Origin of the sequence: Nostoc sp. MS1 (assembly GCF_019976755.1) — a bacterium.
In the GTDB taxonomy this organism is placed as follows: Bacteria; Cyanobacteriota; Cyanobacteriia; order Cyanobacteriales; family Nostocaceae; genus Trichormus.
Genome location: NZ_AP023441.1, coordinates 5,229,321 through 5,247,221 on the forward strand (window position 1 = coordinate 5,229,321; position 17,901 = coordinate 5,247,221).

At 40.5% G+C, this 17,901-nt stretch carries 13 protein-coding genes and 1 pseudogene; 10 read left to right on the forward strand and 4 right to left on the reverse strand.

Annotation, left to right across the window (positions count from 1 at the left end; all coding sequences use genetic code 11):
- Positions 1-165: 165 nt before the first annotated feature.
- The 7 genes from rppA (at position 166) to NSMS1_RS22695 (ending at position 11,753) form a co-directional block, all read left to right on the forward strand.
- Positions 166-870: a two-component system response regulator RppA gene (gene rppA / locus NSMS1_RS22665; protein ID WP_411908696.1), complete on the forward strand. Its 705-nt coding sequence runs from the start codon at positions 166-168 to the stop codon at positions 868-870.
- On the forward strand, positions 857-2,254 hold the full coding sequence (gene rppB / locus NSMS1_RS22670; RefSeq protein WP_224086979.1) for a two-component system sensor histidine kinase RppB: 1,398 nt from the start codon (positions 857-859) through the stop codon (positions 2,252-2,254). Before rppA ends, rppB begins: the two co-directional genes overlap by 14 nt.
- A gap of 332 nt (positions 2,255-2,586) precedes the next feature.
- Positions 2,587-4,164: an iron uptake porin gene (locus NSMS1_RS22675; RefSeq protein WP_224086980.1), complete on the forward strand. Its 1,578-nt coding sequence runs from the start codon at positions 2,587-2,589 to the stop codon at positions 4,162-4,164.
- A 135-nt stretch (positions 4,165-4,299) separates the two neighbouring features.
- Entirely contained in the window at positions 4,300-5,493 is a 1,194-nt protein-coding gene (locus NSMS1_RS22680) for an MFS transporter (RefSeq protein ID WP_224086981.1), read from the forward strand.
- Positions 5,494-5,811: 318 nt separating this feature from the next.
- Positions 5,812-7,860 (forward strand): ATP-binding protein, encoded by a 2,049-nt coding sequence (locus NSMS1_RS22685; protein ID WP_224086982.1) that lies wholly within the window; start codon positions 5,812-5,814, stop codon positions 7,858-7,860.
- 57 nt (positions 7,861-7,917) lie between these two features.
- Positions 7,918-11,319, forward strand: a complete 3,402-nt coding sequence (locus tag NSMS1_RS22690) for a PAS domain S-box protein (RefSeq protein WP_224086983.1) — start codon at positions 7,918-7,920, stop codon at positions 11,317-11,319.
- A gap of 56 nt (positions 11,320-11,375) precedes the next feature.
- Positions 11,376-11,753, forward strand: a complete 378-nt coding sequence (locus tag NSMS1_RS22695) for a response regulator transcription factor (RefSeq protein ID WP_224086984.1) — start codon at positions 11,376-11,378, stop codon at positions 11,751-11,753.
- A 94-nt stretch (positions 11,754-11,847) separates the two neighbouring features.
- On the opposite strand, the gene NSMS1_RS22700 is transcribed toward NSMS1_RS22695, so the two are convergent.
- Complete coding sequence (locus NSMS1_RS22700; protein WP_224086985.1) at positions 11,848-12,399, reverse strand: hypothetical protein; 552 nt, start codon at positions 12,397-12,399, stop codon at positions 11,848-11,850.
- A 189-nt stretch (positions 12,400-12,588) separates the two neighbouring features.
- Here NSMS1_RS22700 and NSMS1_RS22705 point away from each other — a divergent pair, with 189 nt between their 5' ends.
- Both NSMS1_RS22705 and NSMS1_RS22710 read left to right on the forward strand, forming a co-directional pair.
- The gene (locus tag NSMS1_RS22705) at positions 12,589-13,359 is read left to right on the forward strand and encodes a DUF1877 family protein (RefSeq protein WP_224086986.1); all 771 of its coding nucleotides are present in this window, start codon (positions 12,589-12,591) and stop codon (positions 13,357-13,359) included.
- 96 nt (positions 13,360-13,455) lie between these two features.
- Positions 13,456-14,286 carry a DUF4253 domain-containing protein gene (locus tag NSMS1_RS22710; RefSeq protein ID WP_224086987.1) on the forward strand — a complete coding sequence of 277 codons (831 nt, stop codon included), beginning with the start codon at positions 13,456-13,458 and terminating at the stop codon, positions 14,284-14,286.
- A 24-nt stretch (positions 14,287-14,310) separates the two neighbouring features.
- Here the strand turns inward: NSMS1_RS22710 and NSMS1_RS22715 are convergent, their stop codons facing one another.
- From NSMS1_RS22715 to NSMS1_RS22725, 3 genes and pseudogenes are all read right to left on the reverse strand, one after another.
- Positions 14,311-14,646, reverse strand: a complete 336-nt coding sequence (locus tag NSMS1_RS22715) for a XisI protein (protein ID WP_224086988.1) — start codon at positions 14,644-14,646, stop codon at positions 14,311-14,313.
- Positions 14,634-15,139, reverse strand: a pseudogene (locus tag NSMS1_RS22720) (XisH family protein). The gene NSMS1_RS22715 and the pseudogene NSMS1_RS22720 overlap by 13 nt, the downstream one beginning before the upstream one ends.
- Positions 15,140-15,203: 64 nt before the next feature.
- The gene (locus NSMS1_RS22725; RefSeq protein ID WP_224086989.1) at positions 15,204-15,365 is read right to left on the reverse strand and encodes a hypothetical protein; all 162 of its coding nucleotides are present in this window, start codon (positions 15,363-15,365) and stop codon (positions 15,204-15,206) included.
- On the opposite strand from NSMS1_RS22725, the gene NSMS1_RS22730 reads away from it, so the two are divergent.
- Positions 15,359-17,884 carry a cyclic nucleotide-binding domain-containing protein gene (locus NSMS1_RS22730; RefSeq protein ID WP_224086990.1) on the forward strand — a complete coding sequence of 842 codons (2,526 nt, stop codon included), beginning with the start codon at positions 15,359-15,361 and terminating at the stop codon, positions 17,882-17,884. The two genes, NSMS1_RS22725 and NSMS1_RS22730, sit on opposite strands and share 7 nt — an antisense overlap.
- The last annotated feature ends 17 nt before the right edge of the window (positions 17,885-17,901 follow it).

Here is a 17,901-nt window from a genome sequence, read left to right on the forward strand (position 1 = left end):
TGAGGTTTTTAATCATCACAGTCAACATATCTTAAAAATACTTAGGTTCTGAAATTTCATCTCAATTTCATCAAGTTCTGTCAATCTATTCTTAGGGCGAACCCGTAACCTATGATGCTTATTTCACAACATGACAACCAAACTTTAACGACTCAAGATGATTGTATGAGATTGTTACTTGTAGAAGATGAGCCAGATTTAGGAGTTGCAATTAAACGAACTCTGAATCAGCAAAAATATTTAGTTGACTGGGTGATGGATGGTACTGACGCATGGGCTTATCTGGAAAATAGTTGGACACAATACACCTTAGCGATTGTTGATTGGATGCTGCCAGGTATTTCAGGATTAGAGTTATGTCAACGGCTACGTAAGCAGAGCAATCCTCTGCCTGTGTTGATGCTAACAGCAAAAGACCGAGTAGAAGATAGAGTTGCAGGGCTGGATGCAGGTGCGGATGACTACTTGGTGAAGCCATTTAGCATGATGGAATTACTGGCGCGGGTGCGAGCTTTACAACGTCGTCCTGCCAATTTCCAATCTCAACAATTAAGTGTAGGAAATTTTACTTTAGATTACAGTAACAGTACAGTCGTTAGTACAGATGCTGTAGGGAGAAAACAGGAGATTTCCTTAACGACCAAGGAATTTCAGCTACTAGAATACTTTATGAAGCACCCAAATCAAATTATTACTACACAACAAATTCGCAATCAGTTGTGGGAAGTAAGTATAGAATCCAGTAGTAATGTGGTGGCGGCTCAAGTGCGGCTGTTGCGACGCAAACTAGTTAACAGTGGTTGTGCCAACCCAATTGAGACTTTACATAGCATGGGATATCGTCTAAATCTCACCGATGAATCAAAATAAACTATTTAACAGTACTCGTTGGCGACTGGCTTTCTCCTATGCTGGAGTCATGGCTGTAATTCTGAGCATATCTGGAATTGCTGTGTATCGAGCAATGTCCTATTTCCATTGGAAAGCCCTAGACCGGGAATTGGAGTCTGTGGTAGGGACATTGCATGACAATCTGGAAATGAAACTACAGCAGCCTGGACGTTTAGAGCCAATTGCACAGAAGCTGTTGTCAAATTTATGTATTGTTGGGTCTAATTGTATTCAAGAGCAATCTTTGTTCAAACGCCATGTTTTGGGAAAGATTAATCAGAGCAACTACTATGTGCGTTTTTTTGATAATTCAGGACGACTGATTGGTACAACAGGTGATTATCCTGAGAAAATCTCCAAAATCTCTGAAAATGAAATCTGGCAAACCCTTAAAGACAGTAAAGGTTTCCTTTACTACCAAGTTTCCCTAGCACTGCATACCCAAGATAATCGCAATTGGGGGTATATGCACGTGGGGCGAAGTCTTGAGGATTTTGAAAGCGAACTGGCTACTCTCAGATGGATTTTGGGGTTAGGATTACCGATGGTAATGGGTTTGGTTAGCGTTGCCAGTTGGCAGTTAGCAGGGTTAGCCATGAAGCCGATTTACCAATCCTATGAACAGATACAACAGTTTACGGCGGATGCGGCACACGAGTTGCGAACTCCTTTGGCTGCGGCACAAGCAACAGTGGAATCAGCACTTTTAATGCCGCAACTGGATGAGGCTGAAACACGAAATATTCTACAAACGTTACAGCGTCAAAATCACAGACTCACGACTCTAGTTGCAGATTTGCTGTTGCTGGCTCGTATAGATAAACAATCCCAAGCAGTACAACGGGAACTTTGTTGTCTAAACGATATTATCAGTGATTTAATAGAAGAGTTTTCCGCAATGGCATTTACGTCTGGGGTGACACTGAAATATTGCGGACAAGTAGAAAATCTTATTAATGTTGTGGGTGATTCTGATAAGCTTTATCGCTTGGTTTCTAATTTAATTGTCAATGCGATTCAATATACGCCCAAGGGAGGACAGGTAACTGTTTTCTTAAACCGCAATGACAATCATGCTGTGATTCAGGTTCAAGATACGGGTATTGGCATTGCCCCAAAAGAGCAAACACGGATTTTTGACCGCTTTTATCGGGTGAGTGGCGATCGCTCTCGTAGCACTGGCGGTTCTGGATTAGGATTGGCGATCGCCTTTGCAATTGTTCAAGCACATCAAGGCAAATTGAATGTGCAAAGTGATCTAGGTAAAGGTAGCACTTTTACAGTTCAATTACCTTTGGATGTTACGCCAGTAAAAAGCGATCGCCCAACTCATAACAATATAGCTGGATTTCAAAAGAATTAATCTTAAAACACCCTTCCTCGCAAGGGTGTTTTCCTGTATTTTACTCTTTAGTTTCAACTCAAAATTTAAAATTAACAAAGCGATCGCCTTTGATATCAAGTCTGGTTAATTTGTAACAGGTTCTCTTACAAAGTCTGAGCGGAGGTTTCCTCCGCTCAGACTTTGCGCAATAGCAAATGGGTAATTGTTTTCTCCCATTACCCATTACCAGCCACCAAGACATGATAAGTGTTTCAACAAACACAATATAATTTGACGATGTACAAGAATAGACAAGACTCACCTAATAAGATGCTGTAAACTTTTGTGGGTGGTGTCGCAATTGTAAAGAAATGAGAGTGATTGGTCAATTACTTGTTATATCTGTGTGGTGTTGGTGTCTCATTTCCCATACTAGCTACGCACTGGCTCAACCCTCACCAAGTATTGATGCTGAAAGCGAAGAACTAACTTTACCCCAAATAACCCCAGTCAACCAACTACAAGATGTACAACCCCAAGATTGGGCTTTTGTAGCGCTGCAATCTTTGGCAGAGCGTTATGGCGTAAAGCTTGGTTATCCCAACGGCACTTTTCAGGGAAACCGCGCCATGAGTCGTTACGAATTTGCTGTTGGTGTAAATGCAGTCTTAGAGCAGGTTGACGAATTAATTAGTTTAGGTAAGGAAAATTTAATCACAACCCAAGACCTTGAGACATTAAAAAGACTTCAGGAAGCATTTGCTACAGAGTTGGCAGTAATACTTACAAAAGTTGATACTCTCGAAGCACAAACAGCCAGACTAGAAGCCAATCAATTTTCCACTACAACCAAGTTAATAGGTCAAGCAATATTTGCCATCAATGCTGGCAGTTTTGCTGGTGACAGAATAATTGCACCTAGAGGCAGAGTAATTACTGAAGATAATCCTAACGCTACGTTTATTTATCGAGCTAGCCTAGATTTAAACACCAGTTTTTATGGTACAGACCTACTAAAAATTCGTTTGGTAACTGGGAGCGATGGGGCCAATGATAATGCAGGCGGCTTTCTAGAACCAAATTTAGGAAGTACCTTAGATTTTTCTATTCCTGGTAGAGATGGACAATTTAGCGTAGCGCGTTTATATTACACTTTTACTCCGCTTCCAGATTTACAGGTAACAGTTGGCCCAGCAATTGTCGCTGGCGATTTTGTAGATAAAAATCGCTACGCCAACAACAGCTTTTTGGATTTTTCCACACAAGCTTTTATTAATAATTACATATTACTTCCCAGACCTGCGGGAGCGGGTGCTTTTGTTGAGTGGCAGCCAAAAGCCATTCCATTAAAGTTACGAGGATTGTATGTTTCTGGAGATGCTACCAATTCATTACCAGAAAATGAAGGGTTACTTGGTGGTGGCACACCTGAAGATATTCGTTTATTCCCAATAGCTGGAGGCGGTGCTGAAGGTGGTTTATTTGGTGATCCCTACCAAGGTTTTATCGAACTTGAATATGCTCCTAATCGTGCTTTTGCTGTGCGCCTACAATACAGTGGTGGTAGGTTATTTGGTAGCAGTTTTCAGGGTTTGGGAGTTAATTTTGACTTAGCCTTAAATAATCGTGTAGGTCTGTTTGGTCGTTATGGTTATGCCAGTTATCCAAATACTTCATTAGGTGACATTGAGCCGAATTATTGGATGGCTGGGGTAGGGTTTCGAGACTTATTTGTAAATAGAGCGATCGCCGGAATCGCAGTCGGTCAACCTTTCGTTGAAAGTTCTTTGGGTAACGCAACACAAACAAATTTTGAAGCGTTCTATAACTTTCCTGTTAATGATAATATTCGAGTTACTCCCTTACTCCAAGTAATTACTCATCCCAGTAATCAAAATAGCAATAGCACAATTATTACGGGTACATTACGCACAGTTTTTTCTTTTTAGAAATAGAGATTTTTTACTTATAAATGTACTCACATATATTAGCTATTAACTTCAAAGTGTGAGTATTGAGTGCTGAATGAGGAGTAAAAGTTACTATTCTCTTGCCTCCTACCTTCTACTATTAGGTAAAATTCAATGACCTCAACCAACGAACCGGAACAATTTGAGCGCAATAAACCAGTTTTCCAAGAGCTAAACTTTCAAATTATCTGTGCAGTTACGTTAATTGCTGTAATTGGAGTTTCTAGTGTAACTCCGGCTTTTCCTGGATTAGCTAAAGCCTTAGAGGTAGAACCTAAAAACCTGGGTTTACTTGTGACAGTGTTTACATTTCCGGCTGTAATTTTAGGCCCTATTATTGGTGTCTTAGCTGATAGATTAGGCAGGAAAAAAATTATCGTTCCTTCCCTATTCTTATTTGGCATTGCTGGTACAGCTTGCGCTTTTGCCCGTGATTTCAATTTATTGCTGTGGTTACGTTTGCTCCAAGGAATTGGTGCAGCTTCTTTACTATCTCTCAGTATTACCTTGATTGGTGATTTGTATACGGGAAATAGACGGACTGCGGCAATGGGTTTCAATGCTAGTGTTAGTAGTATTGGTACAGCGAGTTATCCTACAATTGGCGGAGCATTGGCAACACTAGGCTGGTATTATCCCTTTATGTTGCCCATAGTCGCTATACCGATTGGGTTGTTGGTAATATTTGGATTAAATAATCCAGAACCAAAAGGCGATCGCAATCTCAAAAAATATTTAACTAATGCCGGAAAAGTATTAAAAAACCGTCGATTATTTGGGCTTTTTATTGCCAGTGCCGCTAATTTTGCCCTTCTCTACGGTGCTTATATTACTTACCTACCACAGCTAATTAGTGATGTATTTAAACAACCACCTGCTACAATTGGCATACTATTATCTAGTGTTTCTGTAGCTATTACAATTACATCTTCCCAATTAGGTAGGTTAGCAAGAAAATATAACCCCACAACTTTAATTAGAGCATCTTTTCTTTTGTATGCCTTAGCTCTATTTATTGTCCCGTTTATGCCCAGTATTTGGTTTTTACTAATCCCTACTACAATTTTTGGCATTGGTTTAGGTGTTGGTTTTCCCAGTATTCAAACACTATTAGCCGATTTAGCACCAAGAGAATATTTAGCAACTATTCTCTCCGTCAACGGCACATTTCTCGGTCTAGGACAGACATTAGGTCCGCTTTTGATGGGTATAGCTTTTGGCTTGGGTGGAATTAATAGTGTGTTTTATGCAGGTGTAGGGTTTTCGATTTTTATCTTCTTCGTTTTCAGATATTGCACTTGTATATGAGTGCTGTTAGCAGTAGCGGCGCGTTTAGCGCATGATGAGTACTAAGTACTGAGTGAGTATATCAGTGAAAGGTTAGCAGTCACAAGTGAACGTCATCTGATAACTGATTGAGTCTGTCTCCTGCGTCATCTCAACTAGAGATATTAACATCTTTCTAATCAATATTTATTACGGCAGTTAACATTACCGTTATGCTGCCGTTTTTTTTGGGAAGACTAGCTTTGACAGTAAATTCCTATATTTTTAAATTTTATGGCAGTCATCAATGTGTCGATTGGCTGTATGCCAATCGACCATCACCTTTAGATGGGGTGTTTTATGTCCGTTCTGAACCTCAAAAAAATTCTTAACAAAAAAGAGTTACTGACTCTGATTGAAAATTTAGTTAACCAACTCAACATAGCTGTAAGTGTGGAACTGGTAGATGGTACGCAAATAATCAACATTGGCAAGCAAATTATCAAAAATCGCCACCCCATTGAGGTATCGGGAGAAACTATAGGCTGGGTAGTAGGCGAAGAAGGCGCAAGCGTAGTGGCTGATTTGCTCTCTGTTTTGGGAAAACAAGAAGCTGAAAAGAAAGTACTTGCGAAAGAACTACTGGAGCGATATCAGGAAATTGATTTATTTGAGGATATTTCCACACAATTGACTAGAAGTTTAAATACTAGACAGATTGCTCAACTTGTCATTGAAGAATTGCATCAACTAATTGAATCATCTGCGGGAATGATTTTACTCCTGAGTGCTGATGGAGGCGGCTTTGAGGTAATAGCGGAATTTGGCAGTTTTTTTCCATCCCATCAACCGCAACCAAATCAAGGAATTATTGGTCACATTGTGCAAACTGGTAGGGCGGAACTGATTAACAACGTACAAATTGATCAACGAATAAAGAACGAAAAAAACGTCAACGCCTTAATTTGTGTGCCATTGAGAGCAAAAGAGCGGATACTAGGAGCGATCGCTATCGGTACAACTAGAACCGAAGCCTACAAAGCCGAACACCTCAAACTTGTCAGTATCTTCGCCTCACAAACTGCGATCGCCATTGAAAAAGCCCAACTCTACGAACAAAGCATTCAAGCAGCCTCGCAAGCCAAAGCCCAAACAGAAAAATTACAAAAAGCTCTACACGAGTTGCAATTAGCTCAAACCAAATTAATCCAAAGTGAGAAAATGTCCAGTTTGGGACAGATGATGGCTGGAGTTGCCCATGAAATCAACAACCCAGTTAGCTTTATTTGCGGCAATTTAAAATATGTTGCCGACTACTCTAACGACTTGTTACATCTGCTGCACGATTATCAGCAATTACTCCCAGTGGTTCCACCGGAGTTAGAAGTCAAATTAAACACCATTGATTTGGAATTTATTCAAGAGGATTTACCCAAACTATTGGATTCAATGAAGATTGGTAGCGATCGCATTGTCGAAATCGTCAAATCCTTAAAAAACTTCTCCCGCCATGATGAAGCAGAAATGAAAACCGTCAACATTCACGACGGGATCGATGGCACACTAATGATTCTTCGCCATCGCCTCAAACCTAACCCTCATCATCCGGGAATTGAAATTATTAAAGAGTACGCAGACATTCCTTTAGTTGAATGCTACCCCGGACAGTTGAATCAGGTGTTTATGAACATCTTGGCAAATGCCATTGATGCTTTAGAAGAGGGAATAGGGAGTAGGGAATGGGGAATAGGAAAAGAGTCAGGAGTAGCACAGAGTGATAAAGTCAGTCCTTTCTCCCCCATCTCTTCATCTCCCCCCACTCCCAACTCCCAACTCCCAACTCCCCAAATCTCAATTCGTACCGAAGCCCTAAACAACCAATGGGTAGTAATTCGCATTGCTGACAACGGCCCAGGCATCAAGCCAGAGATTATTGAACACATTTATGATCCCTTCTTCACTACCAAAGAAGTAGGCAAAGGAACTGGGTTAGGTATGGCAATTAGCCACCAAATTGTCGTAGAACGACACCAGGGCATTCTCCAATGTCGTTCTCAACCAGGACAAGGCACAGAATTTTGGATTCAAATTCCTGTGCAGTGTTCAGTTATGGATGTAGCTAAAAAACCTTACTCGTTTTCTAACCTGAAGAACACAACCCCATCATATAAAGACTTAGAAGGTTTTATTCCTTCAAAAATTCCCACTCTGCAACCAAAAGAATTACTAAGCCGCCATGCCCAAGTCATCCGGCGACTTGCACAACGTAATTCCGCCTTGGACACTGCATCATCTGAGGAAATTTACCAAATTCTTCAACGTAACCCCATTTCGTTGAAGCTTTACGCCACCTTGTTGTCCTGCTTCTGCAATACTCATCCCGCTCACAGTTCTGGTTACACAGATTAGTCATTAGTCAACAATTATTTTCCCTATCCCTACCCCACCACTAAGGACACCGAAGCAATGTCTAGCCAACTTGATGAATATAATCACCTCCTCTGGGAAAAATGTCCCGTTGGGCTGGTATTGTGGAATCCACATGGTCAGCTAATTAATGTTAATCCTGCTTATGCTGCTATGTTGGGGCGTACTGTACCTGAAACCCTGAACCTCAACTATTGGCAAATTACTGCTGACACCCAGATCGCCGCCGAGCGAGTCATGCTAGAAAAGTTGGAACAAACTGGGCGTTACGGCCCCTACGAAAAGGAATACATACACCAAAATGGAAACTTGGTTCCAGTCAGAGTTTCCAGTGTGATGATTGAGCGGGGTGGGGAGCGGCTGATTTGGTCGAGTGTGGAGGATATTAGCGACCTGAAACAAGCTGAACAAGAACGCCAGCAGAAAGAAAAAATCTTAAAACAGAGCGAAGCCAGATACCGTTCTTTAGTTAAAACTAATACGCAAATTATTTGGGTTAGTACGCCGCAGGGGATTTGCTTTGAGCTAGAAGACTGGATTGGATATACAGGACAAACGTTAGCTGAAGCGGAAAACGGCGGCTGGATTGATGCCGTCCATCCCGATGATCGTGGTTACACAGGAGAAGCTTGGGGTATTGCCGTAGCCAACCTCAGTCAATATCAAATTGAGTACCGTATTCGTGGCAAGGATGGTAACTATCGTTACTTTTGGGTCTGGGGCGCTCCTGTCATTGAAGATGATGGCAGTGTGCAGGAGTGGATTGGTACTTGTACAGATATTCACGATCGCAAATTAGCAGAAGCCGAAAATCAGCGTCTCAAGGAGCGATATCGTACCTTAGTCACTGCTACTTCTCAAATTGTTTGGGGAGCTACGGCGGAAGGTTTAGGAATCAGTAGTCAAATGCTCACTTGGATAGATTATACAGGGCAGACGGAAGCAGAAGTTGAGGGTTGGGGATGGCTTGAGCCGATTCATCCTGATGACCGCGCCCGTTCCAGCAATGAGTGGAGTCAGGCTGTGGCGAACCGCAGTATTTACCAAACTGAATATCGGTTGCGTGGTAAGGATGGTATTTACCGCTACTTCTCAGTATGTGGCGCTCCTGTCTTAAAAGCAGACGGTAGCATTCAGGAATGGATTGGTACTTGCACTAATATTCATGCTCGTAAGCTAACAGAAGCGGAAAATCAACGTTTATTAGATATGCTGAATCATTCCAGTGATGCCATTATTGTCCGTGACATGAGTGACAAAACTTTGTACTGGAATCAAGGCGCAGAAAGGCTCTATCATTGGACGCGGGAGGAAGTCATAGACCAATATATTTACACGTTTCTCAAAAAAATCTTTCCTCAACCCAAAGAAGAAATTACAACCGAGTTATTACAACACGGCAACTGGGAAGGAGAGGTAGAACACCTTACCCATGATGGCAAACTGATTACCGTCCAAAGCCGATGGACTTTGCAACGAGATACCGATGGTCAGCCTTGCGCGGTGTTGGAAATTAATACTGATGTGACTGCTCGTAAACAAGCTGAAATTGCTTTGCGGCAACTCAATCAAGAATTGGAAGCCAGAGTTGCAGAACGGACTGCGGCACTACAAGATACCTTAGCGGAAGCCCAAGGCTTAAATGCTATTTTGGATAACTTAGCAGATGGTTTGTTAGTGGTTGATACCGCAGGGCAAATTACTCATTTCAATCCTGCCTTTTTAGCCATGCACGAGTTAACAGCTAATACCCTCAAAGGACATTGCCGGGATTTGCCCATATTTGGTTTAGCAGATTTGGTGGAAAGAACCCAGTCCCAACCAGGTGAAGTATTTGCGGCGGAGTTGGATCTGGCAAAAGAACGCATTGGTCAAGCTGTCGCCACTGCCATATTTAAGCGGACAGCCGACAATGAACTCACCACCTGTTTTGGTTCAGCGTTGTTGATTCGGGATGTAACGGTAGAAAAAGAAATCGACCAAATGAAAACAGATTTTATCTCTACAGTTTCCCATGAGTTGAGGACACCACTAACTTCTGTCTTAGGTTTCGCCTCCATCATTCAAGAAAAACTACAAACTGATGTCTTCCCCATGCTGTCTGCCGAAGACCGCAAGTTACAAAAAACCATCAAGCGCGTAGCTGACAACTTAAATATTATTGTGTCGGAAGCAGAACGCCTCACATCTTTAATTAATGATGTTTTAGATATTGCCAAGATGGAAGCTGGCAAGGTGGAATGGCAAATGCAGCCTATAAATCTGAGTGAATTACTCGATTGGGCAACCACAGCCACAGCCGCCCTATTTGAAACCAATGGTTTGCAACTAATTACCGAAATTGATTCCTCAGTACCGCAGATAATAGGCGATCGCAATCGTCTATTGCAAGTTCTGATTAACCTCATTTCCAATGCCGTTAAGTTTACCCAATCTGGTTCTGTTACCTGTCAGGTTAAACAGGAAAGAGATGGTGTGTGCATTAGCATTATCGATACAGGTATCGGCATTGCACCAGAAGACCAGCCGAAAGTATTTGAAAAATTCCGCCAAGTCGGCGACACCCTCACCGACAAACCCAAAGGTACGGGGTTAGGCTTACCCATATGCAAACAAATCATCGACCATCACGGCGGTAGAATCTGGGTAGAGAGTGAAATCGGTAAAGGTAGCACCTTCTCATTCCTCATCCCCGTCTATGCTAACAACCCCAAAACAAATACTAATCTGAATCTTGATGCTCTAGTTAAGCAACTCAAAGAACACGTCATTACTACAAATACCGTAGCGAACCAAAAACGCAAAACTATTTTAGTTGTTGATGATGATGCCCACATTCGAGAATTACTACATCAACAACTGGAAAATGAAGGTTATAACGTCCGGGAAGCTAAAGATGGAGTAGATGCAATTCAACAAATCAAAATCATCCGTCCCGATTTAATTATCCTGGATGTAATGATGCCGCAAATCAACGGTTTTGATGTGGCAGCCGTCCTCAAAAATGACCCCCAAACCGCAGATATTCCAATCATCATCTTGTCAATTGTTGAAAATAAAGAACGAGGCTATCACATTGGCATAGATCGTTATCTCACCAAACCCATCAATACAGAACAACTCCTCAATGAAATTGGCTCACTGCTGAATCAGGTTACATCTAGTAAAAAGGTCTTGGTTGTTGATCAAAATGAATCTACTTTAAAGACCATTTCTAATGTATTACAAGCTCAAGGTTACAGTGTCATTGAAGCCTCAGACCCTCAAGAATGTATTAATAAAGCTCTGTCAGTTAAACCTGACATGATCATCATTGATTCTATCTTCTCTCAAGAATCCGAGTTAGTAAAAACCCTGAGATTTGAAAAAGAATTAGAAAATGTCTTATTCATTTGGGGATTAGGTATGGGAGATGAAGGAGATGGGGTAAGAATAAACTAATATCTCATCGTTAAAAGTTTTTGAATTTTGAATTGATGTGTCCCAATCTGAAAATTATGAGCCAGAAAATTTTGATTGTTGACGATGAACCTAACATTGTAATTTTAATGGAACAAGCCCTAGAGTCTTTGGAAGATGAGGGCGTAGAACTTTTAACTGCTAGAAATGGCGTAGAAGCCCTCGAAACCATTAAAACCGAAAAACCAAACCTTGTATTTCTTGATGTAATGATGCCTAAAATGAGTGGTTTGGAAGTTTGTGAAGTTGTTAAACATGAACTTCAAATGACTGATGTCTACATTATTATGTTGACAGCAAAAGGACAAGAATTTGATAAACAAAAGGGAATGGATGTGGGCGCTGATTTATATTTAACTAAACCATTCCGCCCAAAAGAAGTATTAGAGAAATCTATGCAGGTATTGGGTTTTTGAGAGAATTTTTACCTTCATGAATTAGCGGCTGTAGGAGCGTACAGATGTACGTTCCTACCAATATATTTGGATTAGGTAATACCATAAAATGGTATTAATTAGGACGACCATAATGAGCTTTACCTTTACCATCAAGTGTTTCTAGTACCAAAACTTCTTGACCATAATCATTTCTTTCTATAGACCAGCTATAGGTTTCTACTTTAGCTGTATTGCGGCGTTCATAGGTGTTTGAGGCGCTACATTGTTGACCTTTGACAAAGCTATTGCTAGGCTCAAAGATAAATTTCTGACCGTCTATTTTAACTTTGCCCTTTTCTTGAATAAATAAGTAAGAAGCGCAACCATAAGTGTTAATTTGGAGTAATCTGGCACGCTCATAGTTACCGTTGGGTGTTACTTTAAAGCGATCGCTAGAACCATTAGGTTGTGCTGATGTGCCTGTATAGCGGTCTTGATATTGAATCGAAGATATCCGACCATAAGACCATTCACCCTGTATTTGACTAGGTATCCCATCTGCACGACTGATATGAGGAATGGAAACAAGGCTGGCTGCAAGGGTTAAGTTGAGAGTTCCTCTGGCAAATTTGCGAACAAGGGAAGTTGCAGAAGTTTGTGCCTGGTTGTTAAAGTGTGTACGCATAACCGTTTAGTTCTTTTGTTGAATAGCTTTGTTGGTAGAAAAATTGCTCTGTTAAGACATCAGCTATAACTTGGGAACTTATGCAGGGAAAATTAAGTTAAATGCCACACTGATGTTTTAGGCTGCTATAGCTAGATAAGCGTAGCTATACTCAGAAAAAATAGATATTGATAAGTTTTAAACAATTTTATGGGCATAACAGGCAGAATAAAGCAAATATCTTCTTTAACACTGGATTTGTTTATACAAGACCCTTTTCTTGTTGATGCTTTCTTTGATGCTCAATGGTTGCCAGAATCTCCTTATTGGCAAGGAAGGTCGAATACAAGAGAATTTGAACAAATGAAACAAGATGCTAGAAAAAGATTTGGCAAACTACCTGAAAGAAAAGGTTTAAGCAGGTTCATCTTTAAAAATCGTCAAAAGTGGAAGTATACTTACGACTGGCAAGCACTAGAAGAACAGTTTCTTGCTGAATGGGCAACCCCCGAATTAGATTTAGGTAAATCTTGGCAGGAAATAACATTTTTACTAGCTGGTTATATTGCAGCATACTATAGTATGCCTCAAGGCAAAATCCCAGAGTTGAGAGTAGAAAAAGGATATAAAAAAGATTTTTTACCGTTTATAGTAATTCAAAACTCTCAGTGGGATGGTAAGCCATTAGTTAATGCTTTTGGTGCTGGTAAAGAAATTGGTTATGAAACAGGATATGGGCCAGTTCGTTATCTTTTAGCAGGTGAAGAAGTTGGACAAATTCTCGATGGTTTGTTAGAACTTTCTAAGGAAGGTTTTAAAAACCGTTTTATATACGAATCGCAAAAACAAAATCCTATACATTGGCTTGATTGGTCGGATGAAGACCTGCTTGAGTGTATGGTCGATTACTACACCGAAATTTTTGATTATTACAAATCTGCTGTTAGCAATCAAAAGGCATTATTGCTATATTTAATATAATTTTAGGTTGATACTGAGTTTTTTACACAAAAGCAAAGCAATATATAAAGTTAAAAATTGTCGTCCATAGCTTATCAAGTTAAAGGAATTTGAACAATGGTTATAAGCCAAAACGCCTTAAAAAACTTATTAACACAACATCATATTAACGCCGATACTCTAGAATTACTTTGGCAAGTCGATGGTGAAAATATTTATGGATTAACCGTTAATGGTGCTGATGCCATACAACATTGGCAGCAACTACGACAAATTACAGATGAGACGCAACATTATCCTTTGTTATTGGGTAATGAAGCTGAAAGTCAATCTTACATCGAATCCGTTCATTCCTATAGTGACTATTTATCAGAAGAACAACCTACAACTGTTCAGGAAATTATCCAACAAGGCAATCAACTAAATGCTAATGATTGGTTAAATACCACAGCAGAACAGCAAAGACAAGAAAGAGCTAATTACATAAATATATCGACATTACAAAATGATGTTGATGAATTTACACTAGCAGAAATCGGCGAGTGGAATGATATGATTTATCCTACTAACCGCTATACAATTCCCCGTGATATTTTAACTCGTTTACCACATCCAAACGTAATAATTGCATTAGTTCCTACTACATTTAGCTGGCAAGTTCCCGCTTTCCTGAAGTTTGGCAATTGGAATGATTGTCCAGCCCCGGAAGTGCAGGTTTGCCTTATGAAATATTGGCAAGAAAAATATGGTGCAGAGGTAGTAGGTATCACCCATGATGTAGTGGAAATGGTTGTTCATAAACCACCACAAGACAAAGAAAGCGCATTTCAACTAGCTCAAGAACAGTATATTTATTGCTACGATATTGTAGACCAAGGGGTACAAACTCTTAGTAATCTAGCTGCTAACTTATTAGGAGGAAAAGTCTGGTATTTTTGGTGGGATTAATTCTTGTTAATCAAAATAATATTTTTAAGCCACTCCATATCCTGTATATGGTCGCTTATAAGGTGGGTGTAAACCTAAAATAATATCTTCCTTGGGTACACCCATATCTACTAATTCCTGAGCAATATCTACCTCAGTCATATTACGTTGAATCCATATCTTACCATCTTTAATATCTAAATGAATAAAACAATTGTAAACTCGCTTTAATTCCTCCCAGCCTACATCCAAGAGCTGATAATGGTCGTTTACTGTGTCACAAATTATCTGAGATTCAATATCTGAATTAGTATTTTCAAAATCAGCGTGAGATTTTAAAAATTTTTGAATGATTTCTCGATAATCTTCTATTCTGTCCATACAATAATCTCCTCTTTAAACGGATTATAAATTATTAGCTTAACTTGATAAAGCTTGACAGCCTCTTGAACAAAGCGTTCTTGAAAGAAAGATTCAAACGTATCAACAGGAACCGCAAGATACAAGATTCTATCTGGTTCAGTTATTTGTAATGCAAGACGGTAGTTCAAAAATTGACCTAGTGCTAAGTGAAAATCAGTGATAAGCTGACACGCATCTAAATTTGATAATTTAGTGCCTGAACCCGTTTGCTGCATTAGGTTGTCTTGTAAAACTAGATGCCGAACAGCTTAACAGAAGTACTGATAAAACTTTTAATTTCAACGGCTATTTTTTGTCCTGCTTTATCGGCTGCCAAAAACTTATCAGCTGCTAAGTCAACTTCAAACTTGACACGCTCAATTTTAATTTTAAGCGGATCTGCGGTAATTACCCATTGTTCCTTTAGAAGTGCCTGTTTGACAGCTTCATGAAATAAGTCTTTGGCTGCCATTTTTCCTCACACATCCCCTAATCTAATTTTAAATAAACTATTGCAGAATGTAATAGTTTGTTAACTAACTACTGCGACTAAAAAATACAGCCGCCGCCACAATTAAAGCCAGAAGCGCCAAAGGAACCCAAAGATTAGGTAAATCCGCTAAACTCATCACATAGCTATTTTCAGGGATAATCCTTTTATACAGCAAACAGCCGACGCGGAGAAACCAGGATGACATCTCCAGATACAGTTATATGGCTACAAGAGCGGACAACTTTAGGTATTCTCTCATCTGCGGCGCTGGATGCGATCGCCCAAGTGATAGAACCGCAAACCATACCAAAGGGAAGTACCCTAGTTGCAGAAGCCACCCCCCCAACCGCACTTTACATCATCCGAGATGGACAGTTAGAAAGCGAGACTAGTAATCAAAATAGTTCAGTTTTAGCCCGTGGTTTCTTACCCGGTGCAGTAATTAACCTGCAAGAATTACTTTTAGATCAATTAATACCCTATAAAATCGTTACTCTCACAGAATCTCATGTCTGGGCTATACCTGCGGCTAAATTTCGGGAATTAATTAATCAACACCCAGAAATTACTCAAGCTTTTTCTCGTCAGTTGGCGCAGGAACTAGCGCAGGTAACATCCGCGTTAACCTATGAACAGGAACGTTCTGTAGCGTTGCGTCCTTATTTAGTTACCAAAGCGCAACGGGGAATTGTCGGGACAAGTCGCTACGCTGTACGTCTGCGAGAACAAATTCGTGAATCGACGGCTGATAGGAAGTCTGTAGAAATATTTGGTGAACCAGGGTTAGAGAAGGATAATATTGCCGCTTTGATCCATTTTAGTTCGCCCCAGCGACGCGAACCGATTATTAAAGTCAATTGTGGCATTTTACAAACTAGCGGTGCTGATTTATTTGGTCGCGCTGGTGGGAAGCCTGGACTGTTGGAATGGTTGGGGGAAGGTAGTATTATTCTCAATAACTTGCAAGAATTACCGCCAGAGTTATTACAACCTGTAGCACAGCTATTAACCACAAATACATATACCCCCGTGACGCGACAAGGGGAACCCACGGCGGAACCACGTAATAGTAAAGCGCGAATTTTCATTGTTTCGGAAAAAACCGAGTCAAAGATAGAACGCTGTGTGGGACATATTATCAAAGTCCCGCCGTTACGAGTGCGGAAAACTGACATTAAAGCACAGGTTGAATACTACACCAGTTTGTATGTGCGATCGCGCGGAGTAAACAAACCCCACGTTACCCCAGAAGCCTTACGCCGTCTTCAGTCATACGATTTTCCTGGAAACCTCAAAGAGTTGAAAAACCTTGTAGAACGGGCTATTGTCCAAGCTGGGGAACGCCGCGAATTAACAGAGGAAATATTCTGGGCGGCGGAAACGAAGAAAAAACAATTTCGTGTCAACCTTTTAAATTTATATCCAGGGTTACGGCAATTTTTGCGGAGTTCTTGGTGGCCTGACAAAATTAATTATGGTTTTACTGTGGCGGCTTTTGCGTTTATTGTAGGTGTGTTGTTTGTGGGGCCGCAAACACGCGATCGCAATTTTGCCTTAAATTTATTTTGGGCTTGGTGGTGGCCTATCATCCTATTTATTTTCCCCTTCTTAGGGCGGGTATGGTGTGCTGTCTGTCCCTTCATGATTTACGGCGAAATCACCCAAAAATTATCTCTGTGGTTATTCCCGCGCAAACTCAAACGCTGGCCCAGAGAAAAAGCTGAAAAATGGGGCGGATGGTTTTTATTTGGTTTATTTACCTTAATTTTCCTTTGGGAAGAACTCTGGCATTTAGAAAATACCGCCTATCTTTCTGCTTGTTTACTGTTATTAATTACTGCCGGGGCAATGATATTTTCTGCCCTATTCGAGCGGCGTTTTTGGTGTCGCTATCTTTGTCCCATCGGGGGAATGAATGGTTTATTTGCTAAACTTTCTATGACAGAACTGCGGGCGCAACAAGGCATTTGTTCTGCTACTTGTACCACCTATCAATGTTATAAAGGTGGCCCCGAAAAAGGCGAAGGGATGGAAACAGATGGTTGTCCCTTATATTCTCATCCTGCACAGTTGGAAGATAACCGTGATTGTGTTTTGTGCATGACTTGTCTCAAAGCCTGTCCTCATCGTTCCGTTGAGTTTAACCTGCGTCCTCCTGGGATTGAACTGTGGACGACTCATGTAGCACGTAACTATGAAGTCGCATTATTGTTATTACTGTTTGGGGGAGTTTATCTACATCGTTTACCAGAAATAATTGCTTGGTTGGGTTTACAACTTGATTTAACGCAATTTTGGCTACATTTAGGAATCTCAATTGTAGCTTTATTAATTCCCACGGTTGTTGTCTTATTAGCCTATGGCTTGATTAAACTATTTAATACTCGCCGTAAACCTCGACGCTTTATTGAACTTGCCTATGGTTATTTACCACTAGTATTAGGGGGAAATTTAGCTCATTATCTGCGCCTGGGTTTAGGCGAAGGCGGAAAAATTCTTCCCGTAACATTTGCAACTTTTGGATTAAGTGGTGAGCAATTACCCATATTAGTAGCACACCCAGCAGTCATTGCCTTTTTACAAGGTGCAACTCTCATCTTTTCAGTGCTGTTGACAATAGTATTAACTCAAAAAATTGCTCGGCAACCATTAACTACTATGCTTTGGCAACATATAACAGCCATTGTTTTGGGTGTCAGTATGTGGGCAATTATTATCAATTGATAATTACTTAATAGTAT

Bases quoted from the DNA above. Each gene is read 5' to 3' on its own strand.
- rppA (WP_411908696.1), top strand. From the start codon at position 166: ATGAGATTGTTACTTGTAGAAGATGAGCCAGATTTAGGAGTTGCAATT.
- rppB (WP_224086979.1), top strand. From the start codon at position 857: ATGAATCAAAATAAACTATTTAACAGTACTCGTTGGCGACTGGCTTTC.
- NSMS1_RS22675 (WP_224086980.1), top strand. From the start codon at position 2,587: ATGAGAGTGATTGGTCAATTACTTGTTATATCTGTGTGGTGTTGGTGT.
- NSMS1_RS22680 (WP_224086981.1), top strand. From the start codon at position 4,300: ATGACCTCAACCAACGAACCGGAACAATTTGAGCGCAATAAACCAGTT.
- NSMS1_RS22685 (WP_224086982.1), top strand. From the start codon at position 5,812: ATGTCCGTTCTGAACCTCAAAAAAATTCTTAACAAAAAAGAGTTACTG.
- NSMS1_RS22690 (WP_224086983.1), top strand. From the start codon at position 7,918: ATGTCTAGCCAACTTGATGAATATAATCACCTCCTCTGGGAAAAATGT.
- NSMS1_RS22695 (WP_224086984.1), top strand. From the start codon at position 11,376: ATGAGCCAGAAAATTTTGATTGTTGACGATGAACCTAACATTGTAATT.
- NSMS1_RS22700 (WP_224086985.1), bottom strand. From the start codon at position 12,399: ATGCGTACACACTTTAACAACCAGGCACAAACTTCTGCAACTTCCCTT.
- NSMS1_RS22705 (WP_224086986.1), top strand. From the start codon at position 12,589: ATGGGCATAACAGGCAGAATAAAGCAAATATCTTCTTTAACACTGGAT.
- NSMS1_RS22710 (WP_224086987.1), top strand. From the start codon at position 13,456: ATGGTTATAAGCCAAAACGCCTTAAAAAACTTATTAACACAACATCAT.
- NSMS1_RS22715 (WP_224086988.1), bottom strand. From the start codon at position 14,646: ATGGACAGAATAGAAGATTATCGAGAAATCATTCAAAAATTTTTAAAA.
- NSMS1_RS22730 (WP_224086990.1), top strand. From the start codon at position 15,359: ATGACATCTCCAGATACAGTTATATGGCTACAAGAGCGGACAACTTTA.
- NSMS1_RS22725 (WP_224086989.1), bottom strand. From the start codon at position 15,365: ATGTCATCCTGGTTTCTCCGCGTCGGCTGTTTGCTGTATAAAAGGATT.